This is a genomic window from Bacillus sp. DX4.1 (assembly GCF_030348195.1).
In the GTDB taxonomy this organism is placed as follows: domain Bacteria; phylum Bacillota; class Bacilli; order Bacillales; family Bacillaceae_G; genus Bacillus_A.
This window is the reverse complement of the sequence record NZ_JAUCFT010000008.1, coordinates 2,233,920-2,256,390: the sequence shown is the minus strand read 5'-3', so window position 1 is coordinate 2,256,390 and position 22,471 is coordinate 2,233,920. Positions and strand designations below refer to the sequence as shown.

Here is a 22,471-nt window from a genome sequence, read left to right as displayed (position 1 = left end):
CAGCTTTTCATAGCTGAGACCTTTTTATTACTTATGTAACTGAGCTGCAATAACATCTTGTGTATACTTTGTTAATTCTTTAATATCCATACTTTCATATTGCTCAGCTGTAATTGGTTTCGAAATCGTTACCGTTGCATTAGCTGGTTTCATTCGATTACCGTTCGCTTCAAACATGTTGTATGTCCCGTTCACTGTTACTGGTAAAATTGCTACACCTGCTTTTACAGCAAGGTGAAAACTTCCAGCTTTAAATTCTCCCATTTCATTACCCTTGCTACGGGTTCCTTCTGGGAAAATAACGATAGAATGACCATTCTTGAGTAATTCAATTCCATCTTTAATAGCTTGCAAGGATTGACGGCGATTGTTGCGCTCCATAAACACGCAATTCATCAATTCCATCCACGTTGGTACAAGTGGAAACTTTTTAATTTCCGCTTTCGAAACGAATCCGATTGGCTTATTTAAATAACCTAGTAAGACCGGAATATCCATATTACTTTGGTGGTTACTTACAACAAGTACTGGCTTATCTTGTGGTACATTTTCAAGTCCATTCACTTGTACTGTTGAGCCTGCTACACGAACCATTTTCTTTCCAAACCAGTTCGTTGTTTTATACACAAGACGATCTTTTTCTTGTGGCGAAATTGTATGTGCTTTACGTTTTATACGCCGTAACCGCGGTGTAATACCAATTACAATTAAGATTAAATAAAAGATTTTAAAAAATGTTTGAATCATATAGAACCCCCACCTATTCTCATTCCGTCCTTCATTATACTAAACAAGCGAAGGAAAAAAAAGAAAAAATATCCAAACGACAAACGTTTGGATATTTTTGAGTTTTCTATATTAGAAGCGTTTTGCTAGTTCGCGTGCTTTTTCAATTGCTGCTTCTTTAATTTCTGGTGCTTTTTCAGGGTTTGCGCTCATACCTTCAATTGCAAGGTAGTCTACATCAGATACACCCATAAAGCCTAGTAATGCTTTTAAGTGGTTACGGCCGAAGTCCATCGCTGCGTATGGTCCTTCAGAGTAAACGCCGCCTGTAGCTTGAATGTGAAATGCTTTTTTGCCTTCTAGTAAACCAACCGGTCCATTTTCAGTATATTTAAATGTTTTACCTGCGATAGATAAGTTATCTAAGTATGCTTTTACTACTGGTGGGTAGCTGAAGTTCCACATTGGTGTTACGAAAACATAACGATCTGCATGCATAAATGTTTCTAAGTTTGTGTTCATTGCTGCAATTTTTTGTTGTTGGCTTTCACTTAATGTTTCAAAGCCTTCACCTGCTGCAAATTTGCCCCATGCTGCAAGTACTTCAGCGTCAATTGCTGGTACAGTTGTATTGAATAGATCAATTGTTACAACTTCATCTGTTGGATTTCCTTGTTTGTAAGCTTCGATAAAAGCTTCTCCTACCGCTACGCTGAATGATGCTTCTGCTGAATTTGGATTTGCTGTAATAAATAGTACTTTAGTCATTATATTCGCTCCCTTTTTTCTTGTTGTTAATATCTTTGTTTTGAGATTATTTATTAAAAAGTAAATTACTTACCTTACGTAAGTAATGATATAAAAATAATTATTTTTTGTCAATAAAAAATAGCTACTTTTTTTTTCGTAAGTAAATAAAAATGTACGTTATATGTTTCTATCCTTTATTAATAATAGAAAAAAGCTATCTCTTTTTAATAGAGATAGCTTCCTTATTTAATATTACTTTTGAAATACATGTTTTACTTTTTCAGCAGGGATGTTACTTCCACCTCTACCTTTCACATCTTCAATCATCATCGTAACAACCATATTCGGTGCATTCGCATCAAAAGCAGCAAACCAACCAAGCTCTTTTCCATTCGCTTCTTTTGATTCTTTTAATTCAGCGGTTCCAGTTTTACCGGCAAGAGTCATTCCATCAATCTTCGCAATTTTCCCTGTACCCTCTGGATCATTGATTACCTTTATTAACGCATTTTTTAATATATCTTGATTGTCTTTAGAAACGACATTTTCTTTCCAAGGTTTCGCTTGTTTCTCCTCTTTTAGGAGATGAGGAGAAGGGATATTCCCTTCATTTACAATCGGCGCATATGTTAAAGCTAAATGAAGAGGTGTCATTAAAACTTGACCTTGTCCATATCCCGTATCAGCAAGTTGAATATCATTTTTAATACCATCTGTTGCAATTTTTGAAACAGGGAATCCATATTCGATTGGTAATTTTTCATCAAATCCGAATTTCTTCGCTTCGCTTGTAAATTTATCTTTTCCAATTTTTAATGCTTCTTGTGCAAAGTAAATATTATCTGAATACTTCATTGCTTTATCAAAATCAATTGGGCTGGCATCTTTTACCCGTGTCACATAGTAGTTACCCCAAGAAGAATCTTTTGTCCACTGTAATCCTTCAATTTTCAATTCTTCTTTCGGATTAATTACTTTCGTTTCAAGACCAATTGCACCTGTAATTGGTTTGAAAACAGATCCTGGAGCAGTTGCTTGTGTAAAACGGTTCGTCATTGGTTTTTTCAGATCATTACTCCATGCTTCACGCTGTGCTTTCGAAGCACCCCTTACTATCACATTTGGATTATAGGCCGGGCTGCTTACAAGTGCTAATGTTTCACCTGTTTGTGGATTTATCGCTGCACTTGAACCTGCTTCACCCTTCATTTCGTTAAAGATTCTTTCTTGTAGAGTACCATCAATTGTTAGCGTAATGTTTTCTCCATCTTTCTCTTCTGTTTTCGCTAAATTTTTTATTTCTCTCCCTTTTTCATCTTCCATAAAGACACGGCCACCCTTTTCACCGCGTAGCTTGTCTTCAAACACTTGCTCTAAACCAGCTTTTCCAACTGGATCATCTGCTTGATAACCTTTTTTCTGGAGCGTTTTCAAATCTTCCGCATTTACTTTACCAACATAACCTGTTAAATGCGCTGCGGCTTCTCCTAATGGATAGGTACGCACTGTTACTGGTCGAGTCGAAACACCCTCCATGGCAAGATAATCATTTTGTGCTGCACCATCTTGCAGAATCCCAATTGGTACGAAATAATCTGGTTTCACCCATTTTGCTGCAAGTTTTTGATCAATCTCTTCTACAGACATATTGAGCAGTTTAGCAACTGTTTCTTTCGTTTGCGGCGCTGCATCTCCTAATTTACCAGGAATAATTCCAATTTCAGATGCTTTTCCGTTTGTCGCTAAACCATTTCCGTTGCGATCATATAGTTCACCGCGTTTTGCTTGGAACGTTTGCATACGGATTTTACTATCTTTTGTCATACCTGGGAAAATAAATTCAGGAGTCCAATCTATTTTCCAAGATTCTTTATCTCCATCTTTTTCTTTCACAAGCTTCGCTTCCTGTGCAAATGAAATTTTCCCACCTACTGTATCCATACTAACTTTAAAAGGGATTGGCCCTTTTTCTTTTGTATCCTCTTTTACTTTTTCTGCTTCGACTTTCAAATTTTTGACTTCAATTCCTGCATAAATCTTTTCATATTTCTCAGTAAACTCTTTCTTTGAAATAGATTTTTTCGCATTTTCTGACAGCTGATTATACATCTCTGCAAATTTTTGTTTATTCCATGCTTTCGTGTATGTATCAAATGCTTGCTCTGGCGTTTCTTCTTTACCGCAGCCGACTAAAACGAGTGCGATACAAAGAAGCAGTAGTCCCCATATTTTTTTCAACTGATTCTCCTCCTTCACCTTATCAAAGAAATTATAATACAGTTTTCTTTTTTGTGGAATTGTTTATAAAGCGACTCAACACATTACAACATTCATTTCTCAGTATAACATCCCATGTTCCTAATATACAGTTTCTAACAAAAAAAAGATTGGTATGAATGCATACCAATCTTCTCATTTATTGTTGTTTTTCGTATATGTGGTAGTAGTATGTATACGGATTCTTTTCATCGGTAATTCCTTTTTCCACAAATACTTCCTTCCACTCTTCCATATTGATTTCTGGGAAGAATGTATCTCCTTCAAACGCATAATGAATCTTTGTAATATATAACCGTTCCGCATACGGTAAAAATAATTGATAAATTTGCTCCCCACCAAAAATGAAAATTTCTTCTTCATTTTTACAGAGCTCGAATACTTCTTGGACTGAATGTGCAATTTCACAGCCTTCCACATGATAATTCGTATCACGCGTTACAATAATATTACGTCTACCAGGTAATGGTCTTCCAATCGACTCATAGTTTTTTCTTCCCATAATAAGCGGGTGTCCCATTGTTATTTTCTTAACATACTGTAACTCACTTGGTAAACGCCAAGGTAACGCATTATCTTTACCAATAACACGATTTTCATCCATTGCGACCATAAATGAAATAATCATTTTTTCTCCTCCTTCTACGATTATACTGCAACAGGCGCTTTAATTGCCGGATGCGGATCATATCCTTCTAATACTAAGTCATCCATTTCAAAATCAAAAACAGATTTCACATCTGGATTTAATGTTAACGTTGGAAATGAACGTGGTTCACGCGCTAATTGCTTTTCCACTTGTTCAAAATGATTTGTGTAAATGTGAGCGTCTCCGATCGTATGAACAAATTCTCCAACTTCTAAACCACATTCATGTGCAATTAAATGTGTTAATAACGAATAGCTTGCAATGTTAAAAGGAATGCCAAGGAAAATGTCACCACTACGTTGATAGAGCTGACATGATAGTTTTCCATCTGCTACGTAAAATTGGAATAATGTATGACAAGGAGGCAGAGCCATACTTGGTACATCTTCAGGATTCCATGCGGATACAAGTAAACGACGAGAATCTGGTGTTTTCTTAATCATATCAATTACATCTTTTAACTGATCGATTGTTTCTCCTGCTGTCGTTTTCCATGCACGCCACTGTTTTCCGTACACATCTCCTAAATAACCATATTGCTTCGCAAAATCATCATCTTCTAATACGCTCTTTTTAAACAATTCCATTTGCTCTTCATACTGCTTCTTAAATTCTTCATCTTGCTGAGAGCGAAGTCCAAAGTCTGTCATATCCGGACCTGTATATGCATCGCTTTCTACCCAGCTTTTAAACGCCCATTCATTCCAAATATTATTGTTATTTTGAAGTAAATAGCGGATATTTGTATCACCTTTCATAAACCAAAGCAATTCACTCGCTACAAGGCGAAAAGGTACACGTTTTGTCGTAAGTAACGGAAACCCTTTGCTAAGATCAAAACGCATTTGATATCCAAATACAGACACAGTACCTGTTCCTGTACGATCTTCCTTTTTTGTACCATGTTCCATAACGTGACGACACATATTTAAGTATTCATATTCTGCATGTTTCATATGTAAGAAAACCCTCTTTCGCATCTTTTTCCTATATGGAGTTTATCATACAAAAAATAATTCTGCATTCAAAATCCCTGATATCTTTTATTAAAAAACATTTCAATATAGTAAGTATTAACAAAAATCTAATGCGGAATATCAATATTAATAAAGTGAAACTTTAATCAGCGGGGGTTTTCTTCATTCCCCACTGATTATTAGCCTTCACCAATCGGGCTTTTACAGGCAGTTTATCCCCCGCCTATCTTCTTTGGTTTCCTTAGAATCTTGAGGCGAGGGTATTACTGCCCGTTAATGCGGGATAAACCTTACAAAATTCTTAACTTTTCATACTTTGAAAGGTTTTTCATTCCCTCTCCAAGAAAGTATAGTGCGGAAGTATAAATCATATCTGGAGGTTAGAAACATGTCTAAAATTGAAACTCCCCTTGTCAGTACATTCCAAACAACAATTGAAAAAATGATGGAAGATTTACACGTTCCAGGTGCTGCTGTAGCAATTATAAAGGATGGAAAAGTCATTGTTTCAGAAGGATTTGGCTATCGTAATTTAGAAAAGAAAGAACTTGTTACACCTCAAACACGTTTTGCAATCGGCTCTGCCACAAAAGCATTTGGTACACTTTCTTTAAGCTTATTAGCACAACAAAAAAAGTTTGATTGGGATACTCCTGTTCAATCTTATATCCCTTCCTTCTCTTTATCCGATGTATTTGCAAGCTCGCAAATTACAGCGCGGGATTTAGCTTCTCACCGCTCTGGAGTAAATCGCCATGATGCTCTTTGGTATAATTCTTCCTTAACTCGAAAAGAACTTGTTGAAAAAATAAAACATTTACCACTTGATGCACCATTTCGCACGGCTTTCTTATATAACAACTTAATGTATGCAACAATTAGCTATATTGTAGAAAACATTACAAATCAAACATGGGAGCAATATGCAAAAGAACATATTTTAGAACCACTTCAAATGGAACAAACAAACTTCTCTGTGACAGACTCACAAAATACGAATGACTATGCATTGCCTTACGTTGAGAACGATGGAAAAATAAAAGAAGTACCATTCCGTAACCTTGATACAGTAGGAGCTGCTGGATGCATTAATTCTACAATTGAAGATATGGCAAATTGGGTACTTTTCCATCTTAATCAAGGAAAAAACGGAGAGCATGAATTACTATCTCCCGAATTACTACAACAAATGTATACGCCACACAACACAATTCCTGACCAGCCACTTTTATCAACACCTGAATCACCATTGAATAGTTATGGTCTTGGTTGGTTCATTAGTGCCTACCGTGGTTATAAAGTGATTCATCACAGCGGAGGTATCGATGGATTTTCTGCATTTGTCTCATTCATTCCAAAAGAAAATATAGGACTTGTCATATTAACTAACTCTGGAACTACATTACTCCCTAGTTATCTCGCAAATCAAATCTATGACGAACTCCTCGGATTAGAAACCATTGACTGGCATAAGCGCGCTCTAGAAGACACTGCTAAAATGAAAGAGATGATGAAAGGAATAACCCAATCACTTCCAGAGCAAATTAAGGAGACAAAACCTTCTCATTCCTTAGAAGACTACACTGGGACATTTCAACATCCTGCATATGGAACGCTTGAAGTATATAAACAAAATGATAATTTACATTTACGGTTTGAATCGTTTGATGTTGTAATGAATCACTATCACTATGATATGTTCAGCACAACTTGGAACGCCTTTCAAAATGAACCAAAGGTAATGCTTGCATACGAAATGAGCACAGACGGTAGCTTAGAAAAGGTGCAATTACACTTACCTGTCATGTTGAGTACACAGCCTCTTACATTTACAAAGATTAAATAGGGAACGTATCTTCAATCTGAGATACGCTAAGAAAGAATAGCATCCTTATTACAAAGAAAGAGCACCAAATTGGTGCTCTTTCTGCTATATAAATGTTTATTGAAGGTCATTTACAAAACATCATTCCCCTATTAATCTAACACCATTTCTGGTTGAAACCACTTCGGCTTGAGTAATTCAAAATTTTTGTGATCCTCTAAAACAACATAAAGTCGTTCTATCATTTCACCCAATATTTGTGGCGCTGCTATGACAACTAAACAGGCTTTACACATTCTTGTCCTTTCCCATATAACCTCTTAAGTAAGTGCTGTATTTTACAAAAAAAGAACAAGGAAAATTCCCTTGTTCTTTTTCATTAAGACAGCCATTGCGGCGGCATATTTGTATTCCAATAAATATTTCCTAGTTCGTGATGTCCTGTATATCCATCATCGTAACGATGATAATGGAAATTAAAATAATATCCATCTTGCGGTGGGTGATCTCGTCTTACATGGAAACGAAGTAAGTCGCTTCCTGTTTTTGTATCATAAACGTGAAAAATCTTTTCGTTGTTTCCACCTGCTGGCCTTTGTGAAATTGCTAATGATTGTAACGAACCTTCTGGTACATCAGTTGCAAGTTCTTCAATTGCCTCTTCTATTTTGGGTAAAATAATATCTTTAAATTCATCTTCAATTACAGGTCCGATTTTAGTTCCAAATTTCTGCATCGATTGTCTCTCAGCTTCCTGCATTGCATAGGTGAGAAAATCATTCGCTGTTAGCTCTTCGTTTTTGTCTTCATACGTATATGACGTCTGCTCTAGATTTTGCTGTCTTGTAGGCTTGTCCGCTTTTGCATTATCAAGCAAAATAGAAGGAGGCGTCACTAAGCCAAACGTAAATACGGTAATTAATGTGACTAACGTCTTTTTAAACCAATTTGGCATTTTATTCTCTCCTCTTTCACTACTTATATTTTCATAACCGTTGTTGTTTCTTCTATTATACAAAATGATGTTAATTTTTGCACTTTACAAATTTGTTAACGTTCACATTTTTTTCATTTGAATACGTAGTAGTAAGATTTCATATAATAGGAACATACGTATAGTGAGGAGGAATTTCGTTGAGCCTTGATGTTATTTACTCCATCGTGAGCATTGTTGTTCTCTTATATTTTATTCATCAATCGATTACGGACTAAAAAGAGCCCAATGGCTCTTTTTTTAGGGCATAAATACAATCCATCCTACTAGAATCACCAATATGATCCCAATGATTATTGCCGGAAGTAAATAAAACTGTGCAAGTATAACCGTACCATATGTTAAAAGGGCCGGCAGAAACAAATACATCTCTGCTTTCCCTTTTAGCCATAACAACTTTCCTTGTTCACAATATAATTGAAGGAACATTTTTTTCGCAAACTCATTCCACTGATCGCCAGAGTAACGAGCAATTGCGACACAAGAAAAAACAACGATAATAAGCGCAATCCACCATGGAGCTATTTTTACAGATGCTGCACTAATAAAAATAATTTTGATATAAAAACTTAAAGAAGACCCTGAGCGAAAATATTCTTTTAAAAATGATTCAATGATACGTGAATCCGGATTTTTCCTAAGTATATATTTCGAACGCGGAAAAAGCCATGGCTTTGAACTGTTACTCGGTTTCGTTACTTGACCACTGAACTTCATGATATCCATCGTCCAACGCATACTTTCTGCCTTTTCCTTTTCAATTTCCTTGAAAAAGAAACGCTGATAATTCATTTTTTCTTTTATCAGTAGCAAACTTATGAGAACGAAAACGATTAAAAATAGAATCGTATAGAATGGCTTTTTGAAAACAAATAACATACCACTTCCAAAACAAATTAAACCGCTAAAAAATAATACATTCTTTACAATCCATAACACCCAGCGCTTCCCTATTCGCACATCGGCATATCGTACCAATAGGGATACCATACATCGAAAAACAGTGAAAAATAGCCAAAATAACAATACTTGAAGTATAGATGCATCCATGTTTTTTAGAAAAACAGGTAGCATAGCCATTGTCACAATTACATTTGTTATGCTAATGCGAACAAATGTATACATTGTCCCATACCTCATCAGTTTTTTCATATGAGAAGGATGCTGAATTAAAAACAAACTATCTGCTTGTTCAAAAAATGAGCGCGTTCCTCTGGAAAATGTAATAAAATAAAAAGCGAGTAAGCCAAGTAAAAAATATGTCGTTTCTTGAATAAACAACTCGTTTATCCATAGTGAACGATAATATATGCCGCTAAATACGAGTGCAGGAACAATAAAGTATAATGCTACTGTCCAATCTGTAACGGAGCGAATCGATTTCCACTTCCCTTGCAGTTCGTGAAATAACCGTTTATAAAATTGTTGTTTCATCATGTTGTTCCCGCCTTACGATTGCATCAAAACAATCTAATAATGAACTTTCTGGCATTTCCGCTAACGATTGAATCGTCTGTAAATTACCGTTTGCTAATAACGCACCTCCGGAAATGAGTAAAAATCGTTCACATATTCTTTCTGCTGTATCTAATACGTGCGTACAAAGTAAAATACCTGCCCCGCGTTCCCTCTCTTTATATAGGAAAGTTAAAAATTCCCGCGTTGCAACTGGATCTAATCCAATAAACGGCTCATCAATAATATAAAAGTCTGGTTCTGTTAAAAAAGCTAAAATTAACATCGATTTTTGTTTCATACCTTTTGAAAACTTCGATAAGTATTCGTGCTTATGTTTTTCCATTCGAAATGTATGTAATAGCTCCCTTGCCCGCTCTTCCCAAGTTCCTATTTCACAACCACGTGCAGCCATTAATAATTCAATATGCTCCCATAACGTTAAATAATCATAATACGTTGGATTTTCCGGCACATAAGCATACGGATTTTCTTTATCACCGAAAGAAACGGTCCCATCCATATGAGCAAGCAGACCTAATATGGATTTTATAGTCGTACTCTTTCCTGCTCCATTCGCACCTATAAGGGCAACGAGCTCACCTTTTCCAACCGAAAATGCTATGTTTTGTATCGTTGTTTGACCAGAGTCATAGCCTGCTGAGCGAATATTTATTTCTAGCAAATTCATTCCTCGCTTTCTAAACACTTACAATAATCACCAGGAAAATCATAACATATTTTTCTTCTAAAATAACATTTTTACATCCAGCTAAATATATAAATCCATTTTGATTTTTCGACATATAAGCCGCGGCTATGGATAACAAAAGGTGACCTGCACTCGTTTTCTCTCTTTGTTTTCACTATGTCTGGAGCAGGAAAAGGATCTGACCGCTTCTATGCATGGCCGGATGCTCTCTCCCACCTAAAAAGAAGGGTTTTATGCCGGTTTTTTAATTTGTATTTATATAAATATTACTATTTATTTGCAGGAAAATATATATTTTAACAGAATATTTAATGTTTGGAGTTATTGAAAACATACCTTTACATATGGAGATGATTTTATGACACCACACATCCGAACAGCAACCGAAAAGGATATAGAAGCACTATGTTCCCTTACAAAAGAGCTAAAAGGCTCAAACATTTCACAAGCTGATATGCAAAATCGTTTGCAGTTTGTCGCAATTAGCCCTTTTGATTTCCTCTATGTATATGAAGAAGATTCTTCTATATTTGGATTACTTGGATTCCGAATACGTGAAAATCTCGAAGATGTGACGCGGTATGGAGAGATTTCTATTATTAGCGTTGATTCTACAGCTCGCCGAAAAGGCATTGGACAAATTTTAATGGACTATGCAGAACAATTAGCAAAGGAACAAAGCTGTATTGGGACATGGCTTGTTAGTGGTACACAACGCAAAGAAGCTCATCCCTTCTATCAAAAATTAGGCTATGAAGTAAACGGATATCGATTTGTAAAATACTTTTAACAGACCCACTGAAAGGAACTTCCCCTATGACAAATATACAAAACATAGAAGCTATTTTTATTGACCGTGATGGAACAATTGGAGGAGACGCAACTGTGCATTATCCAGGAGAATTCGAGCTGTTCTCTTATACAAAAGGTGCGTTAGATGCATTAAAAGAGCAGAACATAAAGCTCTTCTCCTTTACAAATCAACCAGGTATTGCCGATGGAAAAGCAAGTGCAGAAGATTTTATACAAGAGTTACAAACATTTGGTTTTGATGATATATATCTTTGCCCACATCGACATGGAGATGGCTGTCAGTGCCGTAAACCAAGTACTAGTATGCTTTTGCAAGCAGCAGAAAAATATAATCTAGACTTAACAAACTGTATCGTTATCGGTGATCGGTGGACTGATATTGTCGCTGGCGCCAATGTTAAAGCGACAACAATATTAGTTCAAACTGGCGCTGGCCATGATGCATTACATACATATCGCGACAAGTGGGCACATATTGAACCAAATTATATCGCAGAGAACTTTCAAGATGCTGTTACTTGGATACTGCGACAAGAAAAAGCAATGCTATAAAAATAGCATTGCTTTTTCTCTACTACTAGCAATCACAAATAATATTGTACATCGTATTTTTCGAAATCGGTACAATAACCGGAAGAAATCTAAATGGTTCACATGAATAGATTGCAAATACCTCGCCTTACACGCTAGTCCTATATGAAGAATGATGGGGTTCAGTTTGTATACTTCCCTCTATTTATATGATATATATAAATCCATTTTGATTTTTCGACATATAGCCGTGGCTATGGATAGGTGACCTGCACTCGTTTTCTCTCTTTGTTTTCACTTGGCATGGGCAGGAAAAGGATCTGACCGCTTCTATGCATGGCCAGATGCTCTCTCCCACCTAAAAAGAAGGGTTTTATGTCGGTTTTTTAATTTGTATTTATATAGATTTTAGAAAGTTAGTTCATAATGAAAATAATGATTGTCTCTCATATAACCATTCTCAGCATATAAGCGTTGTGCTGCAATATTATCTATTTCTGTCTGCAATTTCAATCCTTTTGCACCATTTTCTAAGGCGAAATTCCTAGCTGCTTCTAATAGTTTCTTTCCAATACCTGATCCCCGATTACCTTCTTGTACAAATAAATCATTCAATATCCATAGTTCTTTCATTGAAATAGAAGAAAAAGAAGGATATAATTGCGTAAATCCAAGGTACTCTCCATCTTCTACGGCTACAAAAATCACTGATTCATTATGCTCTATACGCTTACGTAAAAATGTTTTTGCTGCTTCAACATTCGATTCTTGTCTATAAAATGTACGATAATTATTGAATGCGGATGCTACTCCTTCTAAATCTTCAATCGTTGCTTCATATATTTTCACTTTTCTTCGCTCCCTTTCCAATACTGTTTCATAAGATCTGTCGCCCAATCTGGTTGTATAATTTCTTCAGTTGGTACAAATTCTTTCATAACTGGCTTTATATCTAAAATAGGGGTTCCATTAATTGCATCTAGTCCTTCTACCACAATACATTTTCCTTCTCGCCTTACTACTTTCACAATCGTCGCTCCTAATCTATTTGGACGATTTTTTCCTCTTTGTGCAAAAATACCAACTTTCGGATACATATTATTATTTCGAGGATGTCTAGCAATATATTGAATTTGTTCCTCTGTAACTTTATGAAAATAAAAAATCACTTCAATATGAGAAAAGCCTTCAATCCCAGCTATACTTTCTTCTGCAAAAGAATCCGTTAACTCAATAACAGATTGCACCTCTCCCCATAAATCATCTTCTAGCGTAATTCTTTCATTATGTACAAAGGCGATAGGTTGTAGTGAAAACATAATACTCCCCCTTTTTTGTAACCACTTACATTATAAAATATTTTCTGAACATTTTCTATCTATAACCCTTCGTTGTTTACATAATAATATTATGTAAACATAAAAAAGAAGAGAGTTTTCTCTCTTCTTTTTACTTTCTATACAAGCCCTGTCAAACTATACACGCCAATCACAACGAAAACAGCTACTGTTTTAATAATCGTAATCGCAAAAATATCACGATACGATTGTTTGTGTGTTAATCCTGTTACCGCTAATAATGTAATAACTGCACCGTTATGCGGTAATGTATCCATTCCCCCAGATGCCATTGCAATAACCCTATGCATGACTTCAAATGGAATATTATACTGCTCAGCTGCAGCAATATACTTCTCTGACATTGCACTCAACGCAATGCCCATCCCCCCTGAGGCTGATCCAGTTATTCCCGCAAGAACGTTTGTCGTAACAGCCCCGTTTACAAGTGGATTTGTAAACGTTGTAGAAATACTGTCTCGAATCACTCCAAATCCTGGAAGTGCTGAGATTACTCCACCAAAACCATATTCTGCTCCTGTATTCATCGCTGCTAACAGAGCACCACCAATGCTTGCATTTAAACCCGCTTGAAACCCTGTGAATAAACGTTTCCAATTTAATATAATTGTCGTTATAATTCCCATTAAAAGTGCTAGTTCTACAGACCATACACCAAGTACACCTGACAGTTCCACTTTTCCAAAAGTTTTTAATCCAATAGATGAAAAGTCAAATCCATTTGGATACCACGTTGGAATGGCCACTGTAAACACCTTATTCATAACGCCTACTAAAACGAGCGGTACGAAAGCAAGCACTTGACGAAGTGGCGTAATTTCAGCAGCTTGAATAGACTGCTTTACTTGTTGCTCTGACTCAATTGATGCTGCCATTTCTGGATTTTCATCTTCAAAACTGTAATACCCTTCTCCACTTGCTTCCGCTTTTCGGCGACGACTTTCTAAGTACAATATACCAACAAGAAAAACAAAGATTGCTCCAATAATTCCAAGAAAGGGAGCAGCATAAATATCTGTTTTAAAAAATGGCGTTGGAATAACATTTTGAATTTGTGGTGTTCCAGGAAGTGCATCCATCGTAAACGTCATCGCTCCAAGGGCAATTGTTCCTGGAATAAGACGCTTCGGAATATTTGCTTCCCGAAATAGATTAGCTGCAAATGGATACACTGCAAAGGCAACAACGAATAAGCTAACACCGCTATATGTTAAAATTGCACCCATCAGAACAATCGCTAACATAGAACGTTTCGCACCAACAACTTGAATAATTGTTTTCGCAATTGATTCTGCAATGCCTGACATTTCTACTACTTTACCAAAAATTGCACCGAGCAAGAAAACCGGAAAATATAATTTAATAAAGCCGACCATTTTTTCCATAAAAATATTTGAGAAAAATGGTAATACATGACTCGGTTCTGTTAATAAAACGGCAAACAGCGCGCAAATCGGAGCAAATAAAATAACAGAAAACCCTCTGTACGCAACGAACATAAGCATACTAAGTGCCAATAAAATGATGACTAATTCCATCTTTTCTATCTCCTTTCATTTCCATGGAAATATTTAAAGAATTTTCTGATTTTAATCAAACTTATTTCCCTTTGTTCATGAAACAAAGCAACTCCCCCTACGCCACTATCTTTTTGTTTACTGTCCTCCTTCCTTATACAGTGCTTGTAGAATCTTCATAGCGATAATCATAACAAATACGATATAACTTTATAACTTCGTGATACGATGGAATCCGCGGGTTATTACTTGGACTACCACTAGCAAGTGCATCTTTTGCCATTTTCGAAATGACATGTTCAAATTCCGTTTGCTGTATCCCATATTCCCGTAAATTAGGAATATGAAGATCGAAACAGAGTTGCTTTACCTCTTTTACCGCAAGATTTGCAAGCTCCTCTTCTGACAACGCTTTCAAATCTTGACAGATCACCCGACCAATTTCTGCAAGTCTCTTCACTGTACAATCTTTCGTAAATTCCAATATAGCAGGTAGTAACATCGCATTTGAAATTCCATGTGGAACATGAAACATCGCTCCAATCGGGCGAGACATACCGTGAACTAATGTGACGGATGCATTCGTAAATGCTACACCTGCTTGCAAAGAAGCAATCATCATCGCTTCCCGTGCTTCCATATGATCTCCATCTTCATATGCGATGCGAAGATATTTCATAATTGTTCCAATTGCTGCAAGTGCGAGTACATCCGTAAGCGGCTGTGCAAACCGCGAAATATATGCTTCAATCGCATGACATAATGCGTCTATTCCTGTTGCTGCAGTCATATGAGGTGGAACAGAGCGTGTAAGTAATGGATCGATAATCGCTACTTGTGGAGTAAAACATGGATGTTTCATCATCATTTTTATATTTGTCACTGTATTTGTAATGACAGTGACACTTGTAACTTCTGAACCTGTACCAGAAGTTGTTGGGATAGCAATAAGCGGTAATGGAGATTTTTCTACTATAATCTGATTTTGAGTATAATCTTCAATCTCCCCCCCATTTGTATACAGCATAGCAACAGCTTTTGCGGCATCAATACAACTTCCTCCGCCAAGGCCAATGATGAGATCACATTCTCCTTTTAAACACAGTGATAGCGCTTCCGAAATATGGATGTTTGTTGGTTCTGCATTTACATTTGCATATATGATGACATCTATTTTCTTCGCTTTTAATTGTTGCACACATGCTTCAACATAACCATGCTTCTCCATGATAGAATCGCTTATTATAAAAGCTTTCTTTCCATACTGGATTGCTTGTTCTCCTAATTTCTCAAGTGAGTTCCTTCCATATAATACGACCTTTGGCATACGAAACTCTGCTATTTCTTGCAAGACATTCCCTCCTTCTATATTAATGCTCCTTTATGATGTATACATTTTACATCATAAATTATCAATAAATATTCCACTTTAACCGGGAATTTCCTCTCTACATAAAAAATAAATGTGGGGAACCTATTAATAAATTCCTGTCATACTATAAAATGCAATAACTAAAAATACAGCAATTGTTTTTAAAACCGTAACTGCAAATATGTCACGGTACGATTGTTTATGCGTTAGCCCTGTAACTGTAAGTATGGTAATAATTGCTCCGTTATGGGGCAACGTATCCATTCCTCCTGATGCCATAGAAACAATGCGATGCATCACTTCGAGTGGAATATTATATTGGTCTGCAGCAGCGATAAATTTATCTCCCATTGCACTTAAAACAATTCCCATCCCACCTGAAGCTGAACCTGTAATACCTGCAAGAATATTTGTCGTTACAGCACCGTTCACAAGTGGATTTGTAAACGTCGTAGAAATACTATCTCGGATAATCGCAAATCCTGGAAGTGCTGCAATTACTCCACCAAATCCAAATTCTGCTCCTGTATTCATTGTTGCAAGCAAAGCTCCTCCAATACTTGTATTTAACCCTGCTTGGAATCCTGTCACAACCCGCTTCCAATATAATAAAAGTGTCGTAAAAATACCAATAATAAGCGCTAATTCTACAGACCATATACCAAGTACTCCAGACAGTTCAACCTTCCCAAATGCCTCCATTCCAATTAAAGAAAAATCAAAACCATTTGGATACCATGTTGGAATTGCCATTGTAAAAAATTTATTCATGACTCCAACTAAAATAAGTGGTACAAAAGCTATAACCTGCTGTATTCTTGTAATTTCAACAGCTGGACGTTCGGACTTTATGTTTTGCTGTAACTCCATACTTGCAGCCATTTCAGAATTTCCATCTTGAAATCCATAATATCCTTCCCCAGCCGCTTCCGCCTTCTTACGACGACTTTCTAAATATAATAAACCAAGTGTAAGAACAAAAATCGCCCCTAGTATCCCAAGTATTGGCGCCGCATATATATCTGTCTTAAAAAACGTTGTCGGAATAACATTTTGAATTTGCGGCGATCCAGGGAGTGCATCCATCGTAAAAGTAACAGCTCCAAGGACAATAGTTCCTGGTATTAAACGTTTTGGAATATTCGCCTGGCGAAACAGCTTTGCCGCAAACGGATAAATAGCGAACACAACAACATAAACACTTACACCACTATACGTTAAAACAGCACCCATCAATACAATTGCCAAAATCGTCCGTTTTTCACCCACCAATTCAATAATTGTTTTCGCAATTGAATCCGCAATACCTGACATTTCTACTACTTTACCAAAAATCGCCCCGAGCAAGAAAACAGGGAAATATAACTTAATAAATCCTACCATCTTCTCCATAAAAATATTTGAAAAGAACGGTAGCACAAAACTAGGTTCTGTTAAGAACACAGCGAAAAGTGCAAAAATCGGTGCAAATAGAATAACGGAAAACCCTCTGTATGCAACGAACATGAGCATACTCAGTGCTAATAAAATAATGATTAACTCCAATTGTCTTCCCCCTTTTCGCGCTTATTTTTATTGAATATTCAATCTTTTTATAGCGTAACTTTTTTGTTCTTCCCTTCATCTCTAATACATTCTTATAAACAAACTTGCATATGTACAATATTTGTCGAACGAATGAAATATATGTTTCTTGCGTACACATTACATTCAAATCCTGACAGATTCCCTCCTTTTCTAACAAAATATGAATAATAAAAAAAGCATATTTATTAATATTCTATTACATCATAAAAATCCCTTGTTAACGAACAGTATTTAAATCATGTTCGTTAACAAGGGATTTTCAAAAGAATATCTTCATTTTCACTTCACATGTTTCCATTCATTTTTCCGTGTATAAAAAGATCTTAAATCTTCGACATGTTTCACAATATACGTAGTTGCTGCTTTTTTAGTTCTTCATATGAACTCGTACAAAAGATTCCTATACACAAAAATCTATTCATGATGTATTATGGAAATAATTTAACAGTACTCCAACAAAAATCCCCAACTTCAAACAGCTCGTTAGAATGTTAAGGAGGGGTCATCCACAAGGTAGAAATGGTGACTTACTATGACGACAAAGTTAATTTTCATTATGATTTTTACAATTGTAATTCACGCAGTCGAAACAAGCTCTTATAGTATTCGGCTTGCTGGTGTTCGTTTAAAAAAGATCGCTGTTGCGTTATCCGTAGTTGGAATGGTGTTGCTCGTTGCGAGAACATCAAACTTACTACAAGCTTTTTTACTTGGCGGCATTGTCGATCGTGCCAAACAAGACACTACTATTGATATGGAAGGAACCATTCGGCTTATTTTATTAGCGGCTTCTATCGGCACATTACTTGCAATCTTTTTATATCCAACTCTCACAAAACTATTTGGCTATGTCATTCAAAATTTTGAAACAGATGGTTCTTTCATTCAAATGATGAAAACAAATAACATACAAAAACTAAAATACACAAAAAAGTATGTACGTTTCCCTAAATTTGAAATGATCCACCGGATGCGGATTGGTGGCATCCCGAAGCGAATTATGCTCATTAACATGTTTGCTACTGCAATCTATACAGCAGGCGTCCTCTCCGCTTTATACGCGTCTTTTTTAAATCCAACTTATGCAACGAATGCAAGTACAGCCTCTGGTCTCGTTAACGGGTTTGCAACAATTTTACTAACTGTACTATTAGATCCACGTATCGCTTTATTAACAGAGCGTGCCCTGCAATCAGAAAACGGATCTGAAACAATGAGTAAAATGTTTGGATGGCTTATGATTTCAAGATTTCTCGGGACACTACTGGCGCAGTTATTGTTTGTACCAGGTGCACAATGGATTTTATGGATTATTGAGGTTATGAATTAATTCATTTTTTTTACATGTGATAGATCTAGGCATAGTATTCTTGAAAGTAGGGACATTAAAATGGTACTAGAAGAAAAAATTGGTGAAGGAAATACTGCAGAAGTGTATATATGGGGTGAAAAACACATTTTAAAATTATTTTATTCCTATATATATGAATCTTTCATACATAACGAATTTAAAACTAGTCAAGAAGTTTATCAACTTGGTTTACACGCTCCACAAGTAAAAGAAAAGATTTCACTAAAAAATAGAAATTATATTCAGAAATTCTTAAACTACTTTAACTTTAAATTAACTAAGCAAAGAATGTCTAAGTTAAAGTGTACATTTAATAGGGCGGGATAGGTATGCATATCAAAACAGAACAAGATATCATTCAACTCATACAAAATGATACATGGATGATGGAAATATTACAGACAGCAAAATCATTACATCTACCTGATTGGTGGGTTTGCGCTGGGTTTATTCGTTCAAAGATTTGGGATGTGCTTCATAACTTTAAAGCACGAACAACTTTGCCCGATATAGACATCATTTATTTTGACAGTTCAAATATTAATGAACTAGAAGAGAAAAAACTAGAAGAGCTACTAAAAAAATTGAATCCTAATATCCCATGGTCAGTAAAAAATCAGGCAAGAATGCATATCATTAATAACATGCCTTCCTATTTTTCCTCAGTAGATGCGATTTCCAAATTTCCCGAAACAGCAACTGCTCTTGGGGTTACGTTAGATGAAATGAACAATGTCGTTTTAACAGCTCCTTGTGGAATAGAGGATGTTCTTACTTTACAAGTAAAACCATCGCCACATTTTACAGAAACAATGGAACGCGCTAATCTGTACGAGGAACGAGTACGAAATAAGAATTGGAAGAATATTTGGCCTAACATTACAATTGTCCATACCACGATGTAAAAAATCACTTCCGCGACGAGTAGAGTATATCACAAAAAGGTTCTTCTTATTTTCAAGAAGAACCTTTCCTTTTACTTATTTCTTTTCAAAAAGCTAATTACAGTCTCGGCAAATTGATCCGCTGCTTCATAGTGCGGCGTATGACCACTCTCTTCAAACACGATTATTTTTCCATTTCTCACATCTCGTAAAAACGTTTCAATTTGTTTTTCGCAGGTTACTGCATCATATTTGCCAATTAGTAATAACATTTGCTGTGACGCTTGTTGTAATTTTGCTAATAAAGATTGATAGACCTTCCCTTCCTCTCGCAATCTTGTGAAATGAATGCCTGAACGATGATAAAACACTTCCCATTCTTCTTCACTATACAAATTATAATCCGTTTCATCGCTAACATGAGGAGGGCAATAAATTTCCATTCGTTGTTCTTCTAATTCATCGCTTAATTTTAAATATCCCTCAAGAAGTTCTTTTGATGAAGCATTACTTTCTGATAATATTACACATTGGTTACTAAGTTCTTCTTTTCCATACTTCTTCAATAATGCTCCCGTTTTCTTCAACAATGACCTCGTTGTTAACTCAAAATCAAATGTAGGACCTTCAAAAATGATCTTATGAATTGATTGCGGATACGTTGTTGCATATAACAAAGCGAGAAATCCACCAAATGAATGTCCAATAATTGACCATCTATCAACTTGCAATTTCTCTCTTAAGGCTTCGCAGTCTTCAATAAGATCCTGTAATCCAAAAGGTTCTGTCTCAGCAATTTCCTCTGAGTGGCATACCCCTCGTTGATCTAGTGTAATAAGATAAAAGGAATCTCTTAATCGCTCGGCTTGATGAAAAGAAAAATCATAGCAACTTTCTCCGGGCCCTCCATGTAAATACAGTACTGGTGGATTTTCAGGTGAACCATGAAGTTCAACGTACAATTCTTTTCCTCTTATGTTCATCATTTGTCCCTGTAATAACAGATCTTGTTTTGTTTCCATTCGTCTCCTCCTTATCCTATCTATATTTTTAAAATAGGAGGAGAACGAATAAGAACATGTTACATATCCGTAATAAAATGGTATATTTTCCACACCTCTTATTTCTGAATATTATAACATTTTAAGTTAAATAATCCCAATCACATTCAAAAAGACGATAATAATCGCAATTGGAGCAACAAACCGAAGCAAGAAAATCCAACAAGTAAATAATGATTTTCCGTAGTTACCACCTACAAAGAATTCAGCTTCTAGTACTTTTCTCTCCATTTTAAAGGATACGAAAATACTAATAAATAGTGCTCCAAGTGGCATTAAGATATTACTAGATAAGAAGTCTACTGCATCAAAGATATTTTTACCGAAGATTGTTATATCACTCCATACCCCAAATGAAAGAGCAGATGGAATACCAATAATGAAAATTAAGAATCCAATCACCCATGATAATTTCTTTCTTTTTTCTGGCTGGCCGTTCGCTAGCGCTGAAACAACCGTTTCAAGTAGAGAAAATGCAGATGTTAAAGTCGCAAAAGTGAATAGTGCAAGAAATACTGTTAAGAAGAGACTTCCAAATGGAATTTGACTAAAGACTGCTGGCAAGACGATAAATAGTAATCCTGGCCCTTCTGTTGGCTCCATTCCTAGTGAAAATACTGCTGGAAAAATAGCAAGTCCTGCAAATAGAGAAACAAATAGGTTTAGTCCAACAATTGTTACCGCTGAACGTGGTAAACTTTCTTTTTTATTTAAGTAAGAACTATAAGTGACCATGATAGAAATCCCAATGCTAATAGCAAAGAATGATTGCCCCATTGCAAACAAAATACTTTCTGATGTAATTTTTGAGAAATCAGGCTGTAAGAAAAACTTCACACCTTGCATCGCACCATCAAGTGTTAACGAACGAATAATTAGTGCAACAAACAAAACGAACAGTGCTGGTAACATATATTTACTTGCTTTTTCAATTCCATTTTGTACCCCTTTTGATACAACCCAAATCGTAATAAACATAAAAGCAAAATGTCCAACAATTGCCCAAACTGGATCTCCAATTGTTTCTGTAAATAGAGAACTATAGTTTTGATGTGGTGTAATAAGTTGTCCTGTTACACCTCGGAATAAATAAATTAATACCCAACCACCAACAACGCTATAAAACGATAGTAATATAAAACAGGTTCCGACACCAAGACGCCCAATCCAATGCCAGCCTGTATTTGGTGCAATGCTCTTAAATGCCCCAATTGCTTGCTTTTGTGTGCTACGCCCGATCATAAACTCGGCCAGCAATAACGGAAGTCCGATTAATACAGTAAATAGTAAAAAGATTAAAAAGAATGCTCCCCCACCGCTTTTCCCAGCAATATAAGGGAATTTCCATATTGCTCCAAGTCCAATTGCTGATCCTGCTGCGGCCATTATAAAACCTAATTTCGAAGTCCATTGCTCTGTCTGTTTCATCGTATTCTCCTCCTAATTAAATCATTTTATATTAATAAACAAATATTATTGACCAATCCAAATAAAACCTCCATTTCTTCCTATATATAATAAAAAATGGCCTAGCATCTCTTTATATAAAGAGACGCTAAGCCATTTACTTAACGCGGTACCACCCTTATTGATTCCATTACGAATCCACCTTAGTAGTAATCGTTTGATTAC

General features: G+C 35.9%; 21 protein-coding genes, 1 pseudogene and 1 other annotated feature (1 of these 23 running past the window's edge). Of the genes and pseudogenes, 6 read left to right on the top strand and 16 right to left on the bottom strand.

All coding sequences use genetic code 11. The features are described from left to right. Positions 1–27 precede the first annotated feature (27 nt). The 5 genes from QUF99_RS14395 to QUF99_RS14375 form a co-directional block, all read right to left on the bottom strand. Positions 28–747, bottom strand: coding sequence for a lysophospholipid acyltransferase family protein (locus QUF99_RS14395; RefSeq protein WP_289370904.1), 720 nt, complete (start codon positions 745–747; stop codon positions 28–30). Positions 748–858: 111 nt separating this feature from the next. Next, positions 859–1,494, bottom strand: a complete 636-nt coding sequence (locus QUF99_RS14390) for an FMN-dependent NADH-azoreductase (RefSeq protein WP_289370902.1) — start codon at positions 1,492–1,494, stop codon at positions 859–861. A 234-nt stretch (positions 1,495–1,728) separates the two neighbouring features. Next, positions 1,729–3,714, bottom strand: a complete 1,986-nt coding sequence (locus tag QUF99_RS14385; RefSeq protein WP_289370901.1) for a penicillin-binding transpeptidase domain-containing protein — start codon at positions 3,712–3,714, stop codon at positions 1,729–1,731. Between the two features lie 178 nt (positions 3,715–3,892). After that, positions 3,893–4,381 (bottom strand): dihydrofolate reductase, encoded by a 489-nt coding sequence (locus tag QUF99_RS14380; protein ID WP_289370900.1) that lies wholly within the window; start codon positions 4,379–4,381, stop codon positions 3,893–3,895. Positions 4,382–4,401: 20 nt separating this feature from the next. Further along, a complete protein-coding gene (locus QUF99_RS14375; protein WP_286124865.1) occupies positions 4,402–5,358 on the bottom strand; it encodes a thymidylate synthase in 957 nt (318 codons plus the stop codon). Between the two features lie 409 nt (positions 5,359–5,767). On the opposite strand from QUF99_RS14375, the gene QUF99_RS14370 reads away from it, so the two are divergent. After that, a complete protein-coding gene (locus tag QUF99_RS14370; RefSeq protein WP_289370899.1) occupies positions 5,768–7,225 on the top strand; it encodes a serine hydrolase in 1,458 nt (485 codons plus the stop codon). Positions 7,226–7,356: 131 nt separating this feature from the next. On the opposite strand, the pseudogene QUF99_RS14365 reads toward QUF99_RS14370, so the two are convergent. From QUF99_RS14365 to QUF99_RS14350, 4 genes and pseudogenes are all read right to left on the bottom strand, one after another. Then, positions 7,357–7,473, bottom strand: a pseudogene (locus tag QUF99_RS14365) (aminoglycoside phosphotransferase family protein); the annotation flags it as partial. A gap of 110 nt (positions 7,474–7,583) precedes the next feature. Beyond that, complete coding sequence (locus tag QUF99_RS14360) at positions 7,584–8,159, bottom strand: YpjP family protein (protein WP_289370898.1); 576 nt, start codon at positions 8,157–8,159, stop codon at positions 7,584–7,586. 279 nt (positions 8,160–8,438) lie between these two features. After that, the gene (locus QUF99_RS14355; protein ID WP_289370897.1) at positions 8,439–9,635 is read right to left on the bottom strand and encodes an ABC transporter permease; all 1,197 of its coding nucleotides are present in this window, start codon (positions 9,633–9,635) and stop codon (positions 8,439–8,441) included. Then, positions 9,613–10,338, bottom strand: a complete 726-nt coding sequence (locus QUF99_RS14350) for an ABC transporter ATP-binding protein (RefSeq protein WP_289370896.1) — start codon at positions 10,336–10,338, stop codon at positions 9,613–9,615. The genes QUF99_RS14355 and QUF99_RS14350 overlap by 23 nt, the downstream gene beginning before the upstream one ends. A gap of 385 nt (positions 10,339–10,723) precedes the next feature. On the opposite strand from QUF99_RS14350, the gene QUF99_RS14345 reads away from it, so the two are divergent. Both QUF99_RS14345 and QUF99_RS14340 read left to right on the top strand, forming a co-directional pair. After that, the gene (locus QUF99_RS14345) at positions 10,724–11,155 is read left to right on the top strand and encodes a GNAT family N-acetyltransferase (RefSeq protein WP_289370893.1); all 432 of its coding nucleotides are present in this window, start codon (positions 10,724–10,726) and stop codon (positions 11,153–11,155) included. Between the two features lie 35 nt (positions 11,156–11,190). Beyond that, entirely contained in the window at positions 11,191–11,730 is a 540-nt protein-coding gene (locus QUF99_RS14340) for an HAD-IIIA family hydrolase (RefSeq protein WP_289374647.1), read from the top strand. A gap of 387 nt (positions 11,731–12,117) precedes the next feature. On the opposite strand, the gene QUF99_RS14335 is transcribed toward QUF99_RS14340, so the two are convergent. The 5 genes from QUF99_RS14335 to QUF99_RS14315 form a co-directional block, all read right to left on the bottom strand. Beyond that, positions 12,118–12,558, bottom strand: a complete 441-nt coding sequence (locus QUF99_RS14335) for a GNAT family N-acetyltransferase (protein ID WP_289370892.1) — start codon at positions 12,556–12,558, stop codon at positions 12,118–12,120. Next, positions 12,555–13,028 (bottom strand): SAM-dependent methyltransferase, encoded by a 474-nt coding sequence (locus QUF99_RS14330; RefSeq protein ID WP_289370890.1) that lies wholly within the window; start codon positions 13,026–13,028, stop codon positions 12,555–12,557. The genes QUF99_RS14335 and QUF99_RS14330 overlap by 4 nt, the downstream gene beginning before the upstream one ends. Positions 13,029–13,165: 137 nt before the next feature. Beyond that, the gene (locus QUF99_RS14325) at positions 13,166–14,605 is read right to left on the bottom strand and encodes a GntP family permease (RefSeq protein WP_289370888.1); all 1,440 of its coding nucleotides are present in this window, start codon (positions 14,603–14,605) and stop codon (positions 13,166–13,168) included. A 133-nt stretch (positions 14,606–14,738) separates the two neighbouring features. Beyond that, positions 14,739–15,935 carry an iron-containing alcohol dehydrogenase gene (locus QUF99_RS14320; RefSeq protein ID WP_289370886.1) on the bottom strand — a complete coding sequence of 399 codons (1,197 nt, stop codon included), beginning with the start codon at positions 15,933–15,935 and terminating at the stop codon, positions 14,739–14,741. 126 nt (positions 15,936–16,061) lie between these two features. Continuing rightward, positions 16,062–17,501: a GntP family permease gene (locus tag QUF99_RS14315; protein ID WP_289370885.1), complete on the bottom strand. Its 1,440-nt coding sequence runs from the start codon at positions 17,499–17,501 to the stop codon at positions 16,062–16,064. A 574-nt stretch (positions 17,502–18,075) separates the two neighbouring features. Here QUF99_RS14315 and QUF99_RS14310 point away from each other — a divergent pair. The 3 genes from QUF99_RS14310 to QUF99_RS14300 are packed head-to-tail and all read left to right on the top strand — an operon-like array spanning position 18,076 to position 19,799. Beyond that, complete coding sequence (locus QUF99_RS14310) at positions 18,076–18,873, top strand: lipid II flippase Amj family protein (protein WP_289370884.1); 798 nt, start codon at positions 18,076–18,078, stop codon at positions 18,871–18,873. Positions 18,874–18,933: 60 nt separating this feature from the next. Continuing rightward, positions 18,934–19,221: a hypothetical protein gene (locus QUF99_RS14305; protein ID WP_289370883.1), complete on the top strand. Its 288-nt coding sequence runs from the start codon at positions 18,934–18,936 to the stop codon at positions 19,219–19,221. Between the two features lie 2 nt (positions 19,222–19,223). Further along, positions 19,224–19,799 carry a nucleotidyltransferase family protein gene (locus tag QUF99_RS14300; protein ID WP_289370882.1) on the top strand — a complete coding sequence of 192 codons (576 nt, stop codon included), beginning with the start codon at positions 19,224–19,226 and terminating at the stop codon, positions 19,797–19,799. 71 nt (positions 19,800–19,870) lie between these two features. Here QUF99_RS14300 and QUF99_RS14295 read toward each other — a convergent pair whose 3' ends face one another. Together QUF99_RS14295 and QUF99_RS14290 are read right to left on the bottom strand one after the other, a co-directional pair. Next, positions 19,871–20,800, bottom strand: coding sequence for an alpha/beta fold hydrolase (locus QUF99_RS14295; protein ID WP_289370881.1), 930 nt, complete (start codon positions 20,798–20,800; stop codon positions 19,871–19,873). Between the two features lie 126 nt (positions 20,801–20,926). Beyond that, a complete protein-coding gene (locus QUF99_RS14290; protein ID WP_289370880.1) occupies positions 20,927–22,267 on the bottom strand; it encodes a sodium-dependent transporter in 1,341 nt (446 codons plus the stop codon). A gap of 117 nt (positions 22,268–22,384) precedes the next feature. Continuing rightward, positions 22,385–22,471: a binding site (T-box leader), on the bottom strand; it runs 163 nt beyond the window's last position.